This is a genomic window from Sorangium sp. So ce1335 (assembly GCF_051521615.1).
Classification (GTDB): domain Bacteria; phylum Myxococcota_A; class Polyangia; order Polyangiales; family Polyangiaceae; genus Sorangium.
Map to the genome: position 1 here is coordinate 1,047,701 of NZ_CP150363.1, position 16,135 is coordinate 1,063,835.

A 16,135-nucleotide genomic window follows, 5' to 3' on the forward strand; every position below is an offset into this window, starting at 1 on the left:
GGCTCGAGAGCGTCCAAGGCTCCGAGGACCCAGCGCGGGGCGTGGGAGGGGAGCCGGTTCACGTGAGCCGACGTTGACGGCCCAGGCGCGCTGACCACCCACGGTGGCTGCGCCGTGCGCTGGTCTACCGATTCGTTGAGGATCTGGCGCACCGCCGACGCGGTGCGCCCTGGCTCGGCTCGTCCCAGGGACGAGCGTGCGAGGTGGATGATGGTGTGCCCAACGCTCGCCATCGAGGCAGGAGCGGAAGGCCTTTGTCGGGGCGTCGTACGAGCAACGAGGAGAGCCTCGGTGCGTTGCCTTGCCTCGGGCTGTTCCTGGTCGCCGGTGAGATCGTCTCCCGCACGGCCATCGACCGTGACGGGAACTGGAGGAACGAACGCGTGACCTCGCGGCACGCGATGAGGGTGTGCCGGTCGAAGGCATCTCGCAGGATACGTTGGCCATGTTGGCTCAACGGGCGAATACGGCGACACGCGCGCTCGGCTGCGAGGCAACAGCGGAGGTGAAGACCCAGCTCGAGCGCACCGAGCCGGGCGACATCCTCCTTGTGTGCTCTGGCGGTCTCTGGGGCTCGGTACCCGAGCATCGCATTGCCGGCATCCTTGCGGCGCCCCACGAGCTGCGTCTCGCGGCGAGCCTGCTCGTGGACTGCGCTCATGAGCACGGCAGGTCTGAGCAGATGATGTGCATCCTGGCGCGCGCTGGGGCAGCGCGATCGCCGCACGCGCGTGCGGCGCCGGCGCGTGACCGTGGATGAGGAGGCCTGGTCCGAACATTTTTCGGAAATTCGATCTGAGTCGGCGTAAAGATCGCTGCGCGAGCCCGGGGAGCCCCGCCGGGGCCCGTGCCGCTGCGGGCTGCGAGGGTATGATGATTTGTCGATAATCTGGATCTTGTCGTCGTAATCTTCAAGGCTGTTGGGCGTGCGCGACCTTCGCTGGAAGGGCCCGAGAAAGCGCTTGGCGGGCTCCTCCTTGATTGGCAGAATCAGCGATATCCGTTGCCAAGGAGCACCCCCGCCGATGCGCCGGAAATCCCGCGGAGATGAGATCCCTCCCTCTCGCGTGCGCCCCTGTCTCAGCCAGATGGGGAAGTGGGAGCGGGCCTGGGTACGGGAGTTTGGCCTCGAGGACATCGACTGGGACCCGGAGCGGTGCTGCGAACAGTGCATGGCCCGGCGGGCCGCTCGCGGCGAGGCGGTGGAAGAGCTCGCGCCGCCCTCCGGGATACGCCCCAGGCTCCTGCTCGGCCTCGACCTGGTGAAGGACACCTCCTCGGCGGATGAACAGCGGCGCAAGGGTTCCCGCCGCAGCAGGCCGGCGCACCTGAAGCTCGTTCGAGCACCTCGCCTCGAGCGCGACGATCCCTGAGCGAAGCGCCCACGCCGGGCCCCCTCCACACGGGCGCTGACCGGCCTGTGCTCGCGACCAGCCCGTGCGCGCGCTTGCTCGCAACGCGCCCGCGCAGGCTGGCTGCGAGCGCCGGTGTGCGCCGCGCCGTGAGAGGATGGCCGGGAGCGCCGGTGTGCGCCGTGTCGTGAAGCGCCGGTGTGCGCCGCGCCACGAGGGAACCCGGCGCCCCGCGGCCCCAGCGCCCTCGCGTCGGGTCGCCGGCGCTCCGCGCCGGGCGCGGCTCCCGCCTCCAGGCGCGGCTCCCGCCTCCAGGCGCGGCTCCCCCGGCGCGGCTCCCGCCTCCAGGCGCGGCTCCCCCGGCGCGGCTCCCGCCTCCAGGCGCGGCTCCCCCGGCGCGGCTCCCGCCTCCAGGCGCGGCTGCCCCGGCGCGGCTCCCGCCCGAACGCCCGGCGCCTGTGCCGCCGCGCCCCACACGCCATCTCGCACAGGAGGCCCACCACGGCCTACCTTCATGCGCCCCGCTCCTGCTACCCTCCGGGCCGTGGCGATTACGACCGATTTCCTCGTCATCGGCAGCGGTGTAGCGGGTCTCACATTCGCCCTGGAGGCGGCCGAGCACGGTGAGGTGATCGTCGTCACCAAGCGGTCGCGCGATGAGTCCAACACGAAGTACGCGCAGGGCGGCATCGCCGCGGTCTTCGCGCCGGACGACACCCCCGAGGCGCACATCGCCGACACGCTCGAGGCGGGAGCGGGCCTCTGCCACCAGGTGGTGGTCGAGATCTGCGCGCGGGAAGGCCCCGAGCGGGTGCGCGAGCTCATCGCGCGCGGCGCCCAGTTCGACCACGAGAACGGCCAGGTGCGGCTCGGGCGCGAGGGCGGCCACTCCGCGCGGCGCATCGTTCATGCCGCCGACGCCACCGGCCTCGAGATCGAGCGCGCGCTCCTCGAGCAGGCCCGGCAGAACCCGAACATCCGCTTCGCCGAGCACCACACGGCGATCGACCTCATCCTGCTCTCCCGCTTCGGCGGGCCGGACATCTGCGCCGGCGCCTACGTGCTCGACGAGACCGACGCCGCCCTCCACCACGGCACGCCGCAGCCGCCCGACTCGGAGCGGCCCGCGACCCGCCACCGCCCGGCCTCCAGGCCGCACGTCGTCGAGACCTACCTCGCCCGGGCGACCGTGCTCGCGACGGGCGGCGCCGGCAAGGTCTACCTCTACACGACGAACCCCGACGTCGCGACAGGCGACGGCGTCGCCATGGCGTACAGGGCCGGCGCCGAGATCGCGAACATGGAGTTCTACCAGTTCCACCCGACTTGCCTGTTCCACCCGGAAGCGAAGAGCTTCCTCGTCAGCGAGGCGCTGCGCGGCGAGGGCGCCATCCTCCGGCTGCCGGACGGCACGGCCTTCATGGCGAGCCACGACCCGCGCAAGGACCTCGCGCCGCGCGACATCGTGGCGCGCGCCATCGACTTCGAGATGAAGCGCACCGGCTCGGACTACGTGCTGCTCGACATCACCCACCGGCCGGCGAGCTTCGTCCGCGAGCACTTCCCGACCATCCACGCGCAGTGCCTCCGCTACGGCATCGACATCACGACGCAGCCGATCCCCGTCGTGCCGGCCGCCCACTACATGTGCGGCGGCATCACCACCGACCTCTACGGCAGGACGACCATCCCCGGGCTCTGGGCGATCGGCGAGTGCACGTGCACCGGGCTCCACGGCGCCAACCGCCTCGCCTCGAACTCGCTGCTCGAGGGGCTCGTCTTCGGCCAGCGCGCGGCCGCGCGCCTCTCGGCCCAGATCGCCGAGCTGCGGCAGAGCCCGTTCCCCCAGGTGCCCGAGTGGCAGGCCGGCAACGCGGTCGCGAGCGACGAGGAGGTCGTCGTGGCCCACAACTGGGACGAGCTGCGCCGCACCATGTGGAACTACGTCGGCATCGTCCGGTCCGACGCGCGCCTGCGGCGCGCCGCCCGGCGCATCTCCCTTCTCCAGGAGGAGATCCGCGAGTACTACTGGAAGCACCTGGTCACCCGCGACCTGCTCGAGCTGCGCAACATCGCCACCGTCGCCGAGCTCATCGTCGGCTGCGCCTCCGCCCGGCACGAGAGCCGCGGGCTCCACTCGACCATCGACTACCCGGAGACGGACGATCGCCTCGGCACGGACACCGTGGTGAAGCGGGGCGTCCTGCCTCATCTGCGAGGACGATGACCGATCCATTGCGCGGCTCCCCCGAGCCTCCGCCCGGCGACAGAGGGCCCGGCCCGATCTTCCAGCGAGGCGACGCGGAGCGACCGATGTCGGTCCGCGCGGCCGTCGGCTGGGTCGCGGGCGTCACCTTGCTGTTCCTGTGGCTGCTCGGCCTCGTCGCCTCGTTCCGGCCGGAGCCGGAGCTCGACGTCGTCAGCAGCTTCGCGTGCCAGGCCGCGGCGTACCTGCTCGGGCTCTTCGGCGTCCTCCAGCTCCACGCGCCGCGCGCCTCGATCCGCGAGTTCCTCGGGCTGCGCCGGACGCACGCGGCGTTCTACCCGCTCGCGGTCGCGCTCGGCTTCGCCCTCGAGGGGCCCATCGCCGCCCTCTACAACCTGATCGAGCGGCGCTGGCCGTCGGGGATCAGCGACGCGGAGCTCGTCCGGGTCTTCGTCGAGGCGAGCGCGGTCGAGCGCGCCGCCCTCGGCCTCATCTTCATCGGGCTCGGCCCGGCGCTGGAGGAGGTCTTCTTCCGCGGCGCGCTCGCCCGCCCGATGCGCTGGAAGCACGGCGGCCCGCTCGTCATCGCGGTCACGGCCGCGCTCTTCGCCGTGGCGCACATCGAGTGGCAGAAGTTCCTGCCGATCGGGATCTTCGGCGTGGCCCTCGGTACCCTGCGGTTCGCGAGCGGCTCGCTCGTGCCGCCCATCCTGCTGCACGCGACCTACAACGCCATCCAGTGCTTCGCGCTCCTCTCCACGGCGGCGGACGCCGGCGCCGTCAACGAGGTGCCCGCCGCCGCGGGCGCGGCGCTGCCGGAGACCGCGGCGACGCCGGGGTGGCTCGTGGCGGCGAGCTCCGCCAGCGCGCTCGTCTTGATCGCGCTCGCCTGCGCCCTCGGCAACCGCGCCGAGGCGGCGGCGCGCGCGAGGGAAAAGGACCTCTCATGATGCCCGCAGTCGAGAGCCAGGGCGGCGGCGCGAGCCGAACCGCGCCGATCGCGGCGGGGGACGGCGACGGCCGCGCCCCGCAGACCACCGTGGAGGCGAGCGGCGAGGGGCGCCCCGCCGCGCGCAACGCGGCGCGGCGGGCCCGCGTCAGCCTGTGCCTGCCGGGGGGCGGCCTGACGGGCGCGCTCTACCAGATCGGCGCGCTCGCGGCGCTCGAGGACGGGGTCGAGGGGATCGACAACCAGAGCTTCTCGCTCTACATCGGCCACGGCAGCGGCGCCGCGGTGGCCTCGGCCCTCGCCGGCGGCATCCCGACCGAGCGGCTCTACCGCGCCCTGCTCGACCCGAGCGACAACTTCTTCCCGCTGGAGCGCAGCCACCTGCTCCAGATCGACGTCGGCGAGTGGCGGCGCGCGCTCAGCACCAGCGTCGTCGCGCTCCGCCACGCGATCGTCCGGCTCACCACGCGGGGGGACGCGACGCCGAACGCGCCCGCGCAGCAGTACCTCTTCGAGCAGCTCGATCGCTTCAACGACTCGCTCCCCGCGGGCCTGTTCCGGCTCGAGCGCTACGAGCGGTTCCTCGCCGAGTTCTTCCTGCGGCGCGGCATCCCGAACTCGTTCCGCGCGATGCCGCGGACGCTGCGCATCCCGACGCACGACCTCGACTCGGGCGAGCGCGTCGTCTTCGGCGCCGAGGGGCTCGACGACGTCCCGGTGTCGCTCGCCTGCGCGGCGTCGCTCGCGCTCCCGCTGTTCTTCTCGCCGGTGCGCATCGACAACCGCCACTACATCGACGGCGGGCTCGGGCACGTGGCGCACCTCGACCTCGCGCAGGCCGCCGGCGCGGAGCTCACCATCGTGGTGAGCCCGCTCGTGCCGGTGTCCACGGCGCACCGCCCCGTCCCGACCGGGCACGGCGTGCGCGAGAGCGTGCGCGACAAGGGGATGCTCTGGGTCTTCAACCAGGCGATGCGGATCGGCGCGCACGCGCGGCTGCACCAGGCGGTGGGCCGGACGCTCGCCGAGGGCAAGATGCAGGTCCTCGTGCTCGAGCCGGCGCCGAACGACGCGCTCCTGTTCCTCCACAACCCGGCCAACCTGCGCGCGCGGCGCGCCATCCTGGAGTACGCGTACCGCACGACGCGCGAGCGCATCGCGGTGTGGGTGGAGAAGAACCGCGCCGTCGTCGAGGCGATGGGCTGGCACGAGGCCCGGACGTCGAACCCGGGCGCCGGCTGACGCCGCTCAGGCGGTCAGCAACGAGAGCCGAGGTCGCTCAGGCGGTGAGCGACGAGAACTCGGCGATCGTCAGCGACTCGGTCGGGACGCGGAGGCGGACCCGGGGGACGGCGACGCCGTGGAGGTAGCGCCAGCCCTCGCCGTCGTGGAGGAAGTCGGAGAGCTCGATGAACGAGCGATCCGCGCCCGCCTGGAAGATCTGGGCGAGGAACAGCACCGACGCGGACTCGCCGCCCTGCAGGCTGTCGAGGATCTTCAGGCCCCGGTACCTGTGGTGGTGCATCGTCACCTTGAGCTCGCGGATCACCTCGTCCCTGTCGCGCCCGCGGTCGACGTGGCCCATGTGCAGCGTGTGCCAGAGGTACGCGGCGTCTCCGACGGCGAACGCGGCGTACCGCGAGCGCATCAGCGCCACGGCGTCGGGCGCCTCGCGATCGCCCAGGTGGCACGGGGCGCAGCACGCGCGGTACGAGCGCCCGGTGCCGCACGGGCAGGGGCGGGAGAGGGTGCCCTGGCCAGGACGAGCATCTCGGGTCATGGGCGGTTCTCTACACGGGTTCGTGCCGCGGTGCAGCGCCCCGGCGGGCCGGCCCCGCGGCGCTGCGCCGTCTCGTCCCCCGGGCGCGCGCCCCGGCGCGAACCCTCTTGCAGGGCGCCGGAGGGGGCGGTAAGGCGGTCGGGACGTATGCCCGCAGCACGCGCCCGCGCTGCGGCCCTCCTCCTGGCCCTGGCCCTGGTGCTGGGGGGCTGCAAGCGCCAATACGCCATCGGCGATCCCGTCCTCGTGATGTGGGAGGGGAACGTCTACCCGGCCCAGATCATCGAGGTCATCAGCCCGACAAAGTTCAAGGTCCACTACCAGGGATACGACGACATCTGGGATGAAGTTGTACCCCGCGAACGGATCCGCGGCTTCGTCGAGGGCAACGTGGTCCACCCGCCGCCGCCGCCGAAGGTCCGGAGCAAGGGGCTCCAGGCGTCGCAGACCAACGTCTACAAGATCGGCGACCGCGTGCGCGTCGAGTGGCACGGGCAGATGTACCCGGCGGTGGTCACCGGGATCGTGGGGCAGGAGCGTTACCGCATCCACTACGAAGGCTACGGTCCGGAGTGGGACGAGACGGTCGGGCTTTCCAGGATCCAGGCCAAGTAGTTGAATTTGTCGCCAAGAATCATTTTCCCCCTGGCGCTGGCCGGGCCGCCGAATTAAGAGCCGCGCCGAATTTCTGACCGGGTGATCGCAAGAGTGCGTCCGCCCGGCTGATGTTCTGAATGCGTGCCGCACGCCCTCCACGGGCACGCCCTCACGGGTGCGCGGCGGGGAGCCTTCTGTGATCAGCGATCTGTCCAAGCTGCGCAATATCGGGATCAGCGCCCACATCGATTCGGGCAAGACGACGCTGACCGAGCGCATCCTCTTCTACACCAAGCGGATCCACGCCATCCACGACGTCAAGGGCAAGGACGGCGTCGGCGCCAAGATGGACTCGATGGACCTCGAGCGCGAGCGCGGGATCACCATCCAGTCCGCGGCGACGCACTGCTTCTGGAACGGGCACCAGATCAACGTGATCGACACGCCCGGGCACGTGGACTTCACGATCGAGGTCGAGCGCGCGATGCGCGTGCTCGACGGGGCGATCCTGGTCCTCTGCGCCGTCGCCGGCGTGCAGAGCCAGTCGCTCACGGTCGACCGCCAGATGCGCCGCTACGGCGTCCCGCGCATCGCGTTCGTGAACAAGTGCGACCGCGCCGGCGCGAACCCGCTGCGGGTCCGCACGCAGCTCCGCGAGAAGCTCAACCTGAACCCGGTGCTCCTGCAGCTCCCGATCGGGCTCGAGGACAAGTTCGAGGGGGTCGTCGACCTCGTCGCGATGAAGTCCTACCGGTTCGAGGGCGCGAACGGCGAGAAGATCCTCGTCGGCGACATCCCGGCCGACATGGCGGACGAGGTGAAGGTGGCGCGCGAGGAGATGCTCGACGCGCTCTCGATGTACTCGGACGAGCTCACCGAGGCGATCCTCGAGGAGAACGTCACCGAGGAGCTGCTCCACAAGACGATCCGCGAGGCGACCGTCAAGCTCCAGATCGTCCCGGTGATGATGGGGTCGGCCTACAAGAACAAGGCCGTGCAGGTCCTGCTCGACGCGGTGACCCGCTACCTGCCGACCCCGGCCGACATCACCAACAAGGCCGTGGACGTCGAGAAGAACGAGGCCGAGGTCACGCTGTCGAGCGACCCGGAAGGGCCGCTCGTGATGCTCGCGTTCAAGCTCGAGGACGGCCGCTTCGGCCAGCTCACGTACATCCGCCTCTACCAGGGCAGCCTGAGCCGCGGCAAAGAGGTCACGAACATCCGCACGGGCAAGCGCCACAAGGTCGGCCGGCTCGTCCGCATGCACGCGGACGAGATGGAGGACATCGAGGGCGCGAGCGCGGGCGACATCGTCGCGATCTTCGGCATCGACTGCAACTCCGGGGACACGTTCACGGACGGCAGCGTGAGCGTCGCGATGACGTCGATGCACGTGCCCGACCCGGTCATCTCGCTGACGGTGACGCCGAAGGACAACAAGGCCCAGGCGAACATGTCGAAGGCGCTGCGCCGCTTCACCAAGGAGGACCCGACCTTCCGCGTCGGCGCGGATCCGGAGAGCGGCGAGACGATCATCCAGGGCATGGGCGAGCTCCACCTGGACGTCTACATCGAGCGCATGAAGCGCGAGTACTCGGCCGAGGTCGTCACGAGCCCGCCGCGCGTCGCCTACCGCGAGACGATCACGCGCCGCGTGGACTTCAACTACACGCACAAGAAGCAGACCGGCGGCTCGGGCCAGTACGGCAAGGTCGGCGGCTTCATCGAGCCGTGGGAAGAGGCGCCGTTCCGGTTCGACGACCAGGTCGTCGGCGGCGCGATCCCGCGCGAGTTCATCCCCGCGGTCGAGAAGGGCTTCGTGTCGATGCTCGCCAAGGGGCAGCTCATCGGCGCGCCCGTCACGGGCGTGTCGGTCACGCTGAACGACGGCGCGTCCCACTCGGTCGACTCCTCGGACATCGCCTTCCAGGAGGCCGCGCGCGGCGCCTGGCGCGAGACGTACCCGAAGGCCGGCCCGCAGATCCTCGAGCCGCTGATGAAGGTCGCGGTCGAGGGGCCGAGCGAGTTCCAGGGCGGCATCGTCGGCATCCTCATGCAGCGGCGTGGCATCATCATCGGTTCGACCGAGGCGGACGCGTTCTGCAGGGTCGAGGCGGAGGTCCCGCTTTCCGACATGTTCGGCTTCTCGACCGTCCTTCGTTCTGCAACCCAGGGCAAAGCCGAGTTCACGATGGAGTTCTCGCGCTATGCTCCCCTCCCGGCGGCCCTCGCGGAGGAGCTCATCAAGAAGTACAGGGAAGAGCAGGCGAAGAAGGCCAAGTAAAGAGGTCGGCATGTACCGCAAAGAGGTGAACGAGCGGAGCCCCATGCGGGTCTTCGAGGGGTCGATGCACGGCGGGCTCGGTCGGGGCAACGTCGGGCTCATCGTCTCCCGCCCCGGCGTGGGCAAGACGGCGCTGCTCGTGCAGATCGCGCTCGACGATCTGCTCCGGGATCGCCGGGTGCTGCACATCTCGCACGAGAACGCGGTCGACCACGTCCGCGCGTACTACGACGAGATCTTCCACGACCTCGCGCAGTCGATGCGGCTGGACGAGCCGGAGGCCGTCCGGATCGAGGTCGAGCGGCACCGGCAGATCTACTCGCACCTCGGACACGTGAAGGCCTCGCCCGACGCGCCCGAGGAGGCGGCGCGGCTGTGGGTCGAGAAGATGCTCGAGACGGTCGGCTTCGCGCGCGGCGTCGCCCACTTCGAGCCCGACGTGATCATCGTCGACGGCTTCGACGTGGCGGTCGCGTCGGAGGCGGCGATGGAGGCGCTCGCGCGGCTCGCGAAGGAGCGCTCGGCCGAGGTCTGGGTCGCGGCCCAGATCGACGAGCCGGGCGCCCCGGGCAAGCTGCCGGCCGCCCTCGAGAAGGTCGAGCGCCACGTCGGCGTGGTCGTCTACCTGCAGCCGGAGCGCGACGTGGTTCGCCTGCGGCTGCTCAAGGACCACGGCAACAAGGACCTCGCCGAGCTCCACCTGCGCCTCGATCCTCACTCGATGCGCGTCATCGACGAGGACGTGCGTCCCCCCTCGGAGCGGCCGAAGGACCCGCGGCAGTTCCGCCTGCACTCGGGCGGCGCCAAGGGCGCGGAGGCCGAGTTCGGCGCCTGCGCCGAGCGGTACGGCGTGCAGGAGCTGAACTACAGCTTCGAGGGCCACCGGCTCCTCGAGCGCCAGCGGGGCGTCGTCGTGCTCGGCGACGACGAGCTGCGCAAGGGCGACTTCAGCCTCGTCTACGTGTCGCGGCGCCTCGGCCGCGTGCTGAGCGAGATCCCGCTCGTGCGCAACGTCCTCCAGACGATCTGGCACCAGATCAACGCGGCCAGCCAGGTCTTCGTCGTGGGGACGCTCCAGGACGACGGCACCGTGCGCGGCGGCACCGGCTGGGGCGCCGAGCTGGCGCGCCTCTGGAAGAAGCCGCTGTTCGTTTACGATCAGGAGAAGCGCGGCTGGTTCCGCTGGAGCGGCTCGGCCTGGGAGATCGCGCGGCAGCCGAGCATCACCAGCGAGAACTTCGCCGGCATCGGCACGCAGGACCTCAACGACGCCGGCCGCGAGGCGATCCGCGACCTCTTCGCGCGGAGCTTCGGCGAGCCTGGCTGATCCGCGGCGCGCGGGCGGCCCCGCTCGCGCGCGACATCCCCCTCTCCCACGTCACATCCCCCTCGCGCGCAGCAGGCCGGCGTGAACGCGGGCCTGCTGCGCCGGGCCGCTCAGGCGCTCAGGAAGCGTGCTTCTGGATGAGCTGGGCGAGGCGGGGGATGGCGTCTTCGACGTTCTTCTTCGCCGAGCCGCGGAGCTTCTCGTAGGTGCCGCGAACCACGCCGCTCGTCGACGTCTTCGCCTTCTCGTCGGTGACGCTGAGGAGCGCGTCGGCGACCCGCGAGCGGTTCGCCGTCAGGTACGAGCTCGCGTTGCCGCTGCTCGTGGCCTCGGCCCAGATCGGGTCGAGCTTCTTCGCGAACTCGGGCAGGAGCTTCTCGACCACCTGGGCGATGAAGCCGGGCTTGATGCCCTTCACGGCCGCGTAGCCAGCCTTGACCGCCAGGCCGGAGAGCCCGCCCTTCGAGGCCACCTCCTCGTCGACGAGCGTGCAGCAGTCGGCGATGACCTGGGATTTCTTGTTCGCATCGAGCAGCGTTTCGCTGAGACCCATTCTCGATATCCTCCGGGCGCTTCGGGGGCCGGACGCGGCCCCCCAACCCTTGTCAGCGTGACCCCCGGCGGGGAGCCCCGACCACGTCGGGCGGACCGGCGGCCCGCTCCCGACCACATCGAACCGCGGCTCTTACCACAGCCTCTCAGGGGCAGGCATCGCAAGCGCCCGCACGGGAACCCTTCGGTCCCGGACGGTTCTTGCGCCTCCTCGGCCGTCCTGGATGGCCGTGCGGCGCAGGCCTGCGCGCGATCCTCCGGAGGGCGAGCGCTGAGACCGCATGCACGGCCGCCTCAGGCACGCCATACTCGGGATGTAATCTAAGTCACAGTTTCGGTGCGGTGGGGGCCTGCCGCTGTCATGGGGCGGGGCCCGCGGGGGGCTCATGGACGTCTACTGCGAAGTCTGCGGGATCGTCACCACGGTTTCGAGCGACGCGCGCGGCGGGTCCGCGCTCGAGTGCTGGGTCTGCGGCGGCGCGATGTTCCGCGCGCAGGGGAGGGGAGCGGCTGCGGCGCCCGCGGCGCGGGTCGAGGAGCGAGCGAGCCGGCCACCTCCTCCGCTCCGGCGGTCGATCGCGCCGTCGGCGCCGCGGGACGACGACGACCCCACGATCATGGATCTCCGGTCCATCGCGCTGAAGTCGCTCGTCGCGGCCCGTCCCGCCGCGAGGGCGGCGGCGGTCGCGCCGGAGACGAGCCCGGGGGCGCCGGGGATGAGCCCGGGGGCACAGGCGGTGGGCCCGGGGGCACAGGCGGTGGGCCCTGGGGCGCAGGCGGCGGGCCCGGGGGCGCAGGTCGAGAGCGCGGTGCTCGTCGATGCGCCGCCGAGCGTGCGCGACGTGCTGCGGCTCCACGACACGCTCGTGCCCGTCGCGCCACGCGCGCGCGCGTGGGACCGCGGCCGCGTGCGCGCGGTCGTGGCGGCGTCGCTGGCCTGCGCCGTTGCCATCGCGGTCGTGCTGGCGGTGGTCGCCGGCCAGAGGTCCCGCGCGCCGGGAGCCGCGCGGCCGCACGGCGCGCAGCGCGGCGTCTCGAGGGCAGGGGAGATCGCGCGCGCGGTGAGCGCGTCGGTCGAGGCGCCCGCCCATCCAAGGAGAGCGCCGCGCGCACTCGAGAAGCCGCCTGCGATCGGCGAGGGAGGAGCCGGCGCCGTCGCGCCCGGCGCGCCCGGCGCGCCGCCGCAGCCGCGCGCTGCCGTGAAGGCGAGCGCCGGCGCGGCGTCTGCGGCTGGCGGCGGCGCGGGGCCCGCTGTGGGCGCTCGCGCGGCCTCCGCGGCTGGAGGCGGTGCGGCGTCCGGCGCCGGCGCGGCCGCCGCTGTCGGCGCGCGCGCGACCTCGGCGAGGGGCACGCCCGCGCGCCAGGCGCAGACGCCGCCCGCGTCCGAGGCGGCGCCGCGGCCCGCGCCGCCGGTCTCGCTCGCCGAGGCGATGGCCGCCGCGGTCGCGGAGCCCGCGCCCCCCGCTGAAGCGCCGCCGCCGCGGCCGCGGCAGGAGGCGAGCGAGGAGTAGCGCGCGCTCGACAGCCGCGCGCGCTCGTCCAACCTCAGCGCCTCGCCGTCACGAGCTCAGCGCCGCGCCCTGGCCCGCCTCCGTCGCGCGAGGCCGGCCGCGGCCGCGGCCGCCGCGAGCAGCGGCCACGGCGCCGCGCCGCCGGAGGGCGCGAGGCGGCAACCGCAGCCGGCGTCGTCCAGCACGCCGCTGCCGCTCGGTCCACCGCCCGCTCCGCCGGCGCCCCCGCTGCCGCTCGGTCCACCGCCCGCGCCGCCCCCCGCGCCGCCGCCGCCGCCGCTCGTGTCGCCCTCGTCGAAGTACGCGCCGCAGGCCGGCCCGACGACGAGCCCATCGCGCGCCGCCAGCGCGAGCGCGTAGACGCCCGCGCCGAACCCGATCATCGGCGCGTTGAACTTGTAGGCGCCGCTCGTCTCGTCGTAGGTCTCCGCGATGGCGAGGTAGTTCGCGGCCGACTGCTCGCGCACCCACCCGATCAGCCGGTCCGCGCGCGCGTCGTCCCCCATGAGCCGCGCGGCGACGGCGCCGCGCAGGTCGGTCACCACCCACTCGGCGCTGTCGTACTCGCTGCCCCAGGGGCTCAGGTCGTTCGCGCCGGCGTGATCCGTGCGATCGTCGTTCCGGGACCACCCCGCGCCCGCGGGGGCGCGCAGGTGCTCGTCGAGCCCCGCGAGCGTGGCGGCGGCGATGCGCCCCCGCGGGTCGAACAGGCCCATCGCGATCCCGTCGAGCACCGCCGCGTCCCAGTACCCCGCGCCGGACGCGACCTCCTCCAGGCTCGCGCCGAGCGCGCCCGAGGCGTCCGTGAGCCGCGCGGCGATCGCGGCGCGCAGCCTGTTCGCGGCGTCGCGGTACCCGGCGGCGAGCTCGGCCTCGCCGCGCCGCTCCGCGATGGCCGCCGCGTCGCACAGGCCGCGCGCCGCGGTGATGCTCGTGTACGCGAACGCGCGCTCGCGCCCGTTCCAGTGCGTCTCCCAGATGGACGAGTCCTTCCGGATGAGGCCCGTCTCCGGATCGACGAGCGCGACGAGGGCGTCCGCGACCTTCGTCGACGCGGCGGCCCAGTGCTCGTCCACGAACGCCGTGTCCCCCGTGAGCTCCTCGTACTGGCGCAGCGCCCAGAGGAACAGGCCGAACCCGTCGAACTCGAGGTTCGGGCCGAAGGCGTTGAAGTCGGTCTCCTCGACCCCGAAGCCGTGGTAGCGAACGAGGCTGATCTGGTACGGCGGCATGTCGTACGCCGCGAGCTCGTTCCAGTCCTGGAACCGCCCCGCCTCCGCGCCGAGGTAGTAGCCGAGCGCGTCGCGCGCCTCGCCCTTCATGCCGAGGGCCGCCATCGCCACGGTGGCGTAGGCGCCGTCGCGGATCCAGGCGACCGTCCACTCGCCGGGCGGGAGGCTCGCCAGGACGGCGCCGCGCCCGCGGTGCGCGATCGTCGCCGGCAGCGCGGCGGGCTGGCCGCCGAGCGTCTCGCCGAAGCGCGTGGCGCGCGGCTCGAAGTCCCGCGTCAGGTGCTCGCGCAGGAACGTGTGGCTCTCGCGGGACTGCGCCATCCGGAGCATCACGGCCGAGTGCCGGAGCAGCACCTCCTCCTCGGGCGTCGTCGTGGGCGGCACCTGGATCTCGCCCTGGAGCGCGCGGTACGCGGCGATCTCGCCCTCGACCACCTCCGCCGCGCCCCGCGCGCCGAGGTACGCGTCGAGGGCGCCCTGCACGAGCGGGTCCGCCGCGCCCGAGGGGTCGCCGTGGTGCGCGAACACGACGCCGACCCACCGCGCCTCGCCGGGGCCGATGCTGCCGAGGTCCCACTGGAACGCGCTCACCGAGCCGTCCGCGGTGGGCGCGGCCCCGTCGAGGTCCGGCAGGTCGGCGACGGCGCCCGCCTCGACGATCCGGTAGACGTCGACTTCCGGCGGGCTGCTCGCGCTCGACGCGGCGTGGCGCGCGGCCGGCTCGAGCGCGCGCGCGACGACGACGCCGGCGAAGGCGCGCTCCAGGAAGTCGCGCCGGCCCTCGGCCCCGTCGTAGGCGACGGTCTCGCCCGACTCGCCGATATCGGCCATGACGCCCGGGCGCCCGAAGCCGAGGTGGAGGTTGTGCAGCGAGAAGGCCGCCACGTCCTCGGCGGCCACGTCGCCCCGGTTCTGGACCCGCATCGCCATCACGAAGCCGGCCTGCTCGAGGCCCTGCGGTGCGAAGAAGAACTGCGTGCACTCCAGGTTGCCGACCCGCTGCACCATCGTGACGACGCCGGTGCCGCCGCGCTGGCCCTCGGTCCAGCCGGCGTAGCCGCTCGCGTCGAGGTCGACGGGGACCTCGGTGAGCCACCGCTGCTTCCCCTCGGACCGCAGCCCGAAGTACGCGTCGTAGAGCAGATCGCGCGTGTGCACGACCTGCGGCTGGTTGCCGACCCACACCTCCTCGCCGCGCTCGTCGAGGAGCGGCTCCTCGGTGCCGAACAGGTGCTCGCGGAAGTGGGTGAGCCGCGCCTGTCCGAGGTCGAGGAGCACAGCGCCGAACCCGTTCGACGAGGGCAGCTTGAAGAACGTGCGCTTCACCGGCACCTCCGCGCTCGCCGCGCCGGGCGCGGCGAGCGCGACGGTCGCGGCCGCGCCGAGCGAGAGGGCCACAGCGCGCCAGGATCGGGGGGCGCGAGGGCTGTCAGATCGTTGGTGGTCCAAATATTCCCGCGCGAAGTCCGGGCGATTCATCGCGGCACTTTACAGGAATGCTCAACGTCACGGCGCGCCGGCTCGCCGCGGGCCGCTCAAAATGCTGCAACGCGCCCCCCGGCGTGGTAACGGCATGCCCATGACAAAACTGCCTGCGTTGATCCTCGTGGTCTCGGCGCCGCTCGTGGCCCTGGCAGCCGGCTGCGGCTCCGATCCGCAGCCGCCGCCGAACGTCGGCGGCGACGTCGCGCCTCCCCCGCCGCCGCCGCCCGCGGCGCCTGCGCCGAAGCAGGACACGGCGAAGCCGACGAGCGGGTCCATCCGTATCGACGACAAGATCCTGAAGGCATGCGGCGATCTGCCGACCGCTCGCTTCGCGTTCGACTCGACGTCGATCGAGGGCGAGGCGGCGACCGCGCTCGACGCGCTCGCTCGCTGCTTCGTCTCGGGTCCGCTCAAGGGCAAGGGCATGAAGCTCATCGGCCACGCCGATCCGCGGGGTGAGACGGAGTACAACCTGGGCCTCGGCCAGAAGCGCGCCGGCAGCGTCGCGGAGTACCTCGGCAAGAAGGGCGTCGAGCAGGGCCGCATCGCGACCTCGTCGAAGGGCGAGTTCGAGGCGACCGGCACCGACGAAGAGGGCTGGGCGCGCGACCGGAAGGTCGACATCCTGCTGGCGGAGTGAGCCAGGCGCGGCCGCGCGGCGCTGCCACCGCGCGGCCAGCGCGGCGCTACCACCGCGCGCGGCCCGCGCGGGGAGCGTCGATGACGCGATGGCGTGATGACGCGATGACGTGAAGAGAGGGCCACGGCCGCGCTCCCGGGCAGCAGCGGGGGCCGCGCCGCAAAACGCACCGAACGAGGGCCGCGCGCGCGGATCCCCTGACGAGCCGATTCCCTGACCG

General features: G+C 72.7%; 13 protein-coding genes. 10 read left to right on the forward strand and 3 right to left on the reverse strand.

The annotated features are described in order from the left end of the window. Nucleotides 1-409 precede the first annotated feature (409 nt). From WMF24_RS03765 to WMF24_RS03785, 5 genes are all read left to right on the forward strand, one after another. Entirely contained in the window at nt 410-760 is a 351-nt protein-coding gene (locus tag WMF24_RS03765; RefSeq protein ID WP_437734963.1) for a hypothetical protein, read from the forward strand. A 307-nt stretch (nt 761-1,067) separates the two neighbouring features. Continuing rightward, nucleotides 1,068-1,373 (forward strand): hypothetical protein, encoded by a 306-nt coding sequence (locus WMF24_RS03770; protein ID WP_437734964.1) that lies wholly within the window; start codon nt 1,068-1,070, stop codon nt 1,371-1,373. 523 nt (nt 1,374-1,896) lie between these two features. Further along, nucleotides 1,897-3,579 (forward strand): L-aspartate oxidase, encoded by a 1,683-nt coding sequence (locus tag WMF24_RS03775; RefSeq protein WP_437734965.1) that lies wholly within the window; start codon nt 1,897-1,899, stop codon nt 3,577-3,579. Nucleotides 3,580-3,665: 86 nt separating this feature from the next. Continuing rightward, nucleotides 3,666-4,508 carry a CPBP family intramembrane glutamic endopeptidase gene (locus tag WMF24_RS03780; protein WP_437734966.1) on the forward strand — a complete coding sequence of 281 codons (843 nt, stop codon included), beginning with the start codon at nt 3,666-3,668 and terminating at the stop codon, nt 4,506-4,508. Next, complete coding sequence (locus tag WMF24_RS03785) at nt 4,505-5,749, forward strand: patatin-like phospholipase family protein (RefSeq protein ID WP_437734967.1); 1,245 nt, start codon at nt 4,505-4,507, stop codon at nt 5,747-5,749. Before WMF24_RS03780 ends, WMF24_RS03785 begins: the two co-directional genes overlap by 4 nt. Before the next feature lie 37 nt (nt 5,750-5,786). On the opposite strand, the gene WMF24_RS03790 is transcribed toward WMF24_RS03785, so the two are convergent. Further along, nucleotides 5,787-6,287, reverse strand: a complete 501-nt coding sequence (locus WMF24_RS03790; RefSeq protein WP_437734968.1) for a YchJ family protein — start codon at nt 6,285-6,287, stop codon at nt 5,787-5,789. A 147-nt stretch (nt 6,288-6,434) separates the two neighbouring features. Between WMF24_RS03790 and WMF24_RS03795 the strand changes: the two genes are divergently transcribed. From WMF24_RS03795 to WMF24_RS03805, 3 genes are all read left to right on the forward strand, one after another. Beyond that, nucleotides 6,435-6,902, forward strand: coding sequence for a Tudor-knot domain-containing protein (locus WMF24_RS03795; RefSeq protein ID WP_437734969.1), 468 nt, complete (start codon nt 6,435-6,437; stop codon nt 6,900-6,902). A gap of 178 nt (nt 6,903-7,080) precedes the next feature. Continuing rightward, complete coding sequence (fusA, locus tag WMF24_RS03800; RefSeq protein ID WP_437734970.1) at nt 7,081-9,168, forward strand: elongation factor G; 2,088 nt, start codon at nt 7,081-7,083, stop codon at nt 9,166-9,168. Nucleotides 9,169-9,178: 10 nt separating this feature from the next. Continuing rightward, nucleotides 9,179-10,495 carry a hypothetical protein gene (locus WMF24_RS03805; RefSeq protein ID WP_437734971.1) on the forward strand — a complete coding sequence of 439 codons (1,317 nt, stop codon included), beginning with the start codon at nt 9,179-9,181 and terminating at the stop codon, nt 10,493-10,495. Nucleotides 10,496-10,613: 118 nt separating this feature from the next. Here the strand turns inward: WMF24_RS03805 and WMF24_RS03810 are convergent, their stop codons facing one another. Continuing rightward, nucleotides 10,614-11,048, reverse strand: coding sequence for a DUF6918 family protein (locus tag WMF24_RS03810; RefSeq protein WP_437734972.1), 435 nt, complete (start codon nt 11,046-11,048; stop codon nt 10,614-10,616). Between the two features lie 385 nt (nt 11,049-11,433). Here WMF24_RS03810 and WMF24_RS03815 point away from each other — a divergent pair, with 385 nt between their 5' ends. After that, a complete protein-coding gene (locus WMF24_RS03815) occupies nt 11,434-12,558 on the forward strand; it encodes a hypothetical protein (RefSeq protein ID WP_437734973.1) in 1,125 nt (374 codons plus the stop codon). A gap of 56 nt (nt 12,559-12,614) precedes the next feature. Here WMF24_RS03815 and WMF24_RS03820 read toward each other — a convergent pair whose 3' ends face one another. Next, complete coding sequence (locus tag WMF24_RS03820) at nt 12,615-15,188, reverse strand: glycoside hydrolase family 15 protein (RefSeq protein ID WP_437734974.1); 2,574 nt, start codon at nt 15,186-15,188, stop codon at nt 12,615-12,617. Nucleotides 15,189-15,369: 181 nt separating this feature from the next. Here WMF24_RS03820 and WMF24_RS03825 point away from each other — a divergent pair, with 181 nt between their 5' ends. Then, on the forward strand, nt 15,370-15,915 hold the full coding sequence (locus tag WMF24_RS03825) for an OmpA family protein (RefSeq protein ID WP_437734975.1): 546 nt from the start codon (nt 15,370-15,372) through the stop codon (nt 15,913-15,915). The last annotated feature ends 220 nt before the right edge of the window (nt 15,916-16,135 follow it).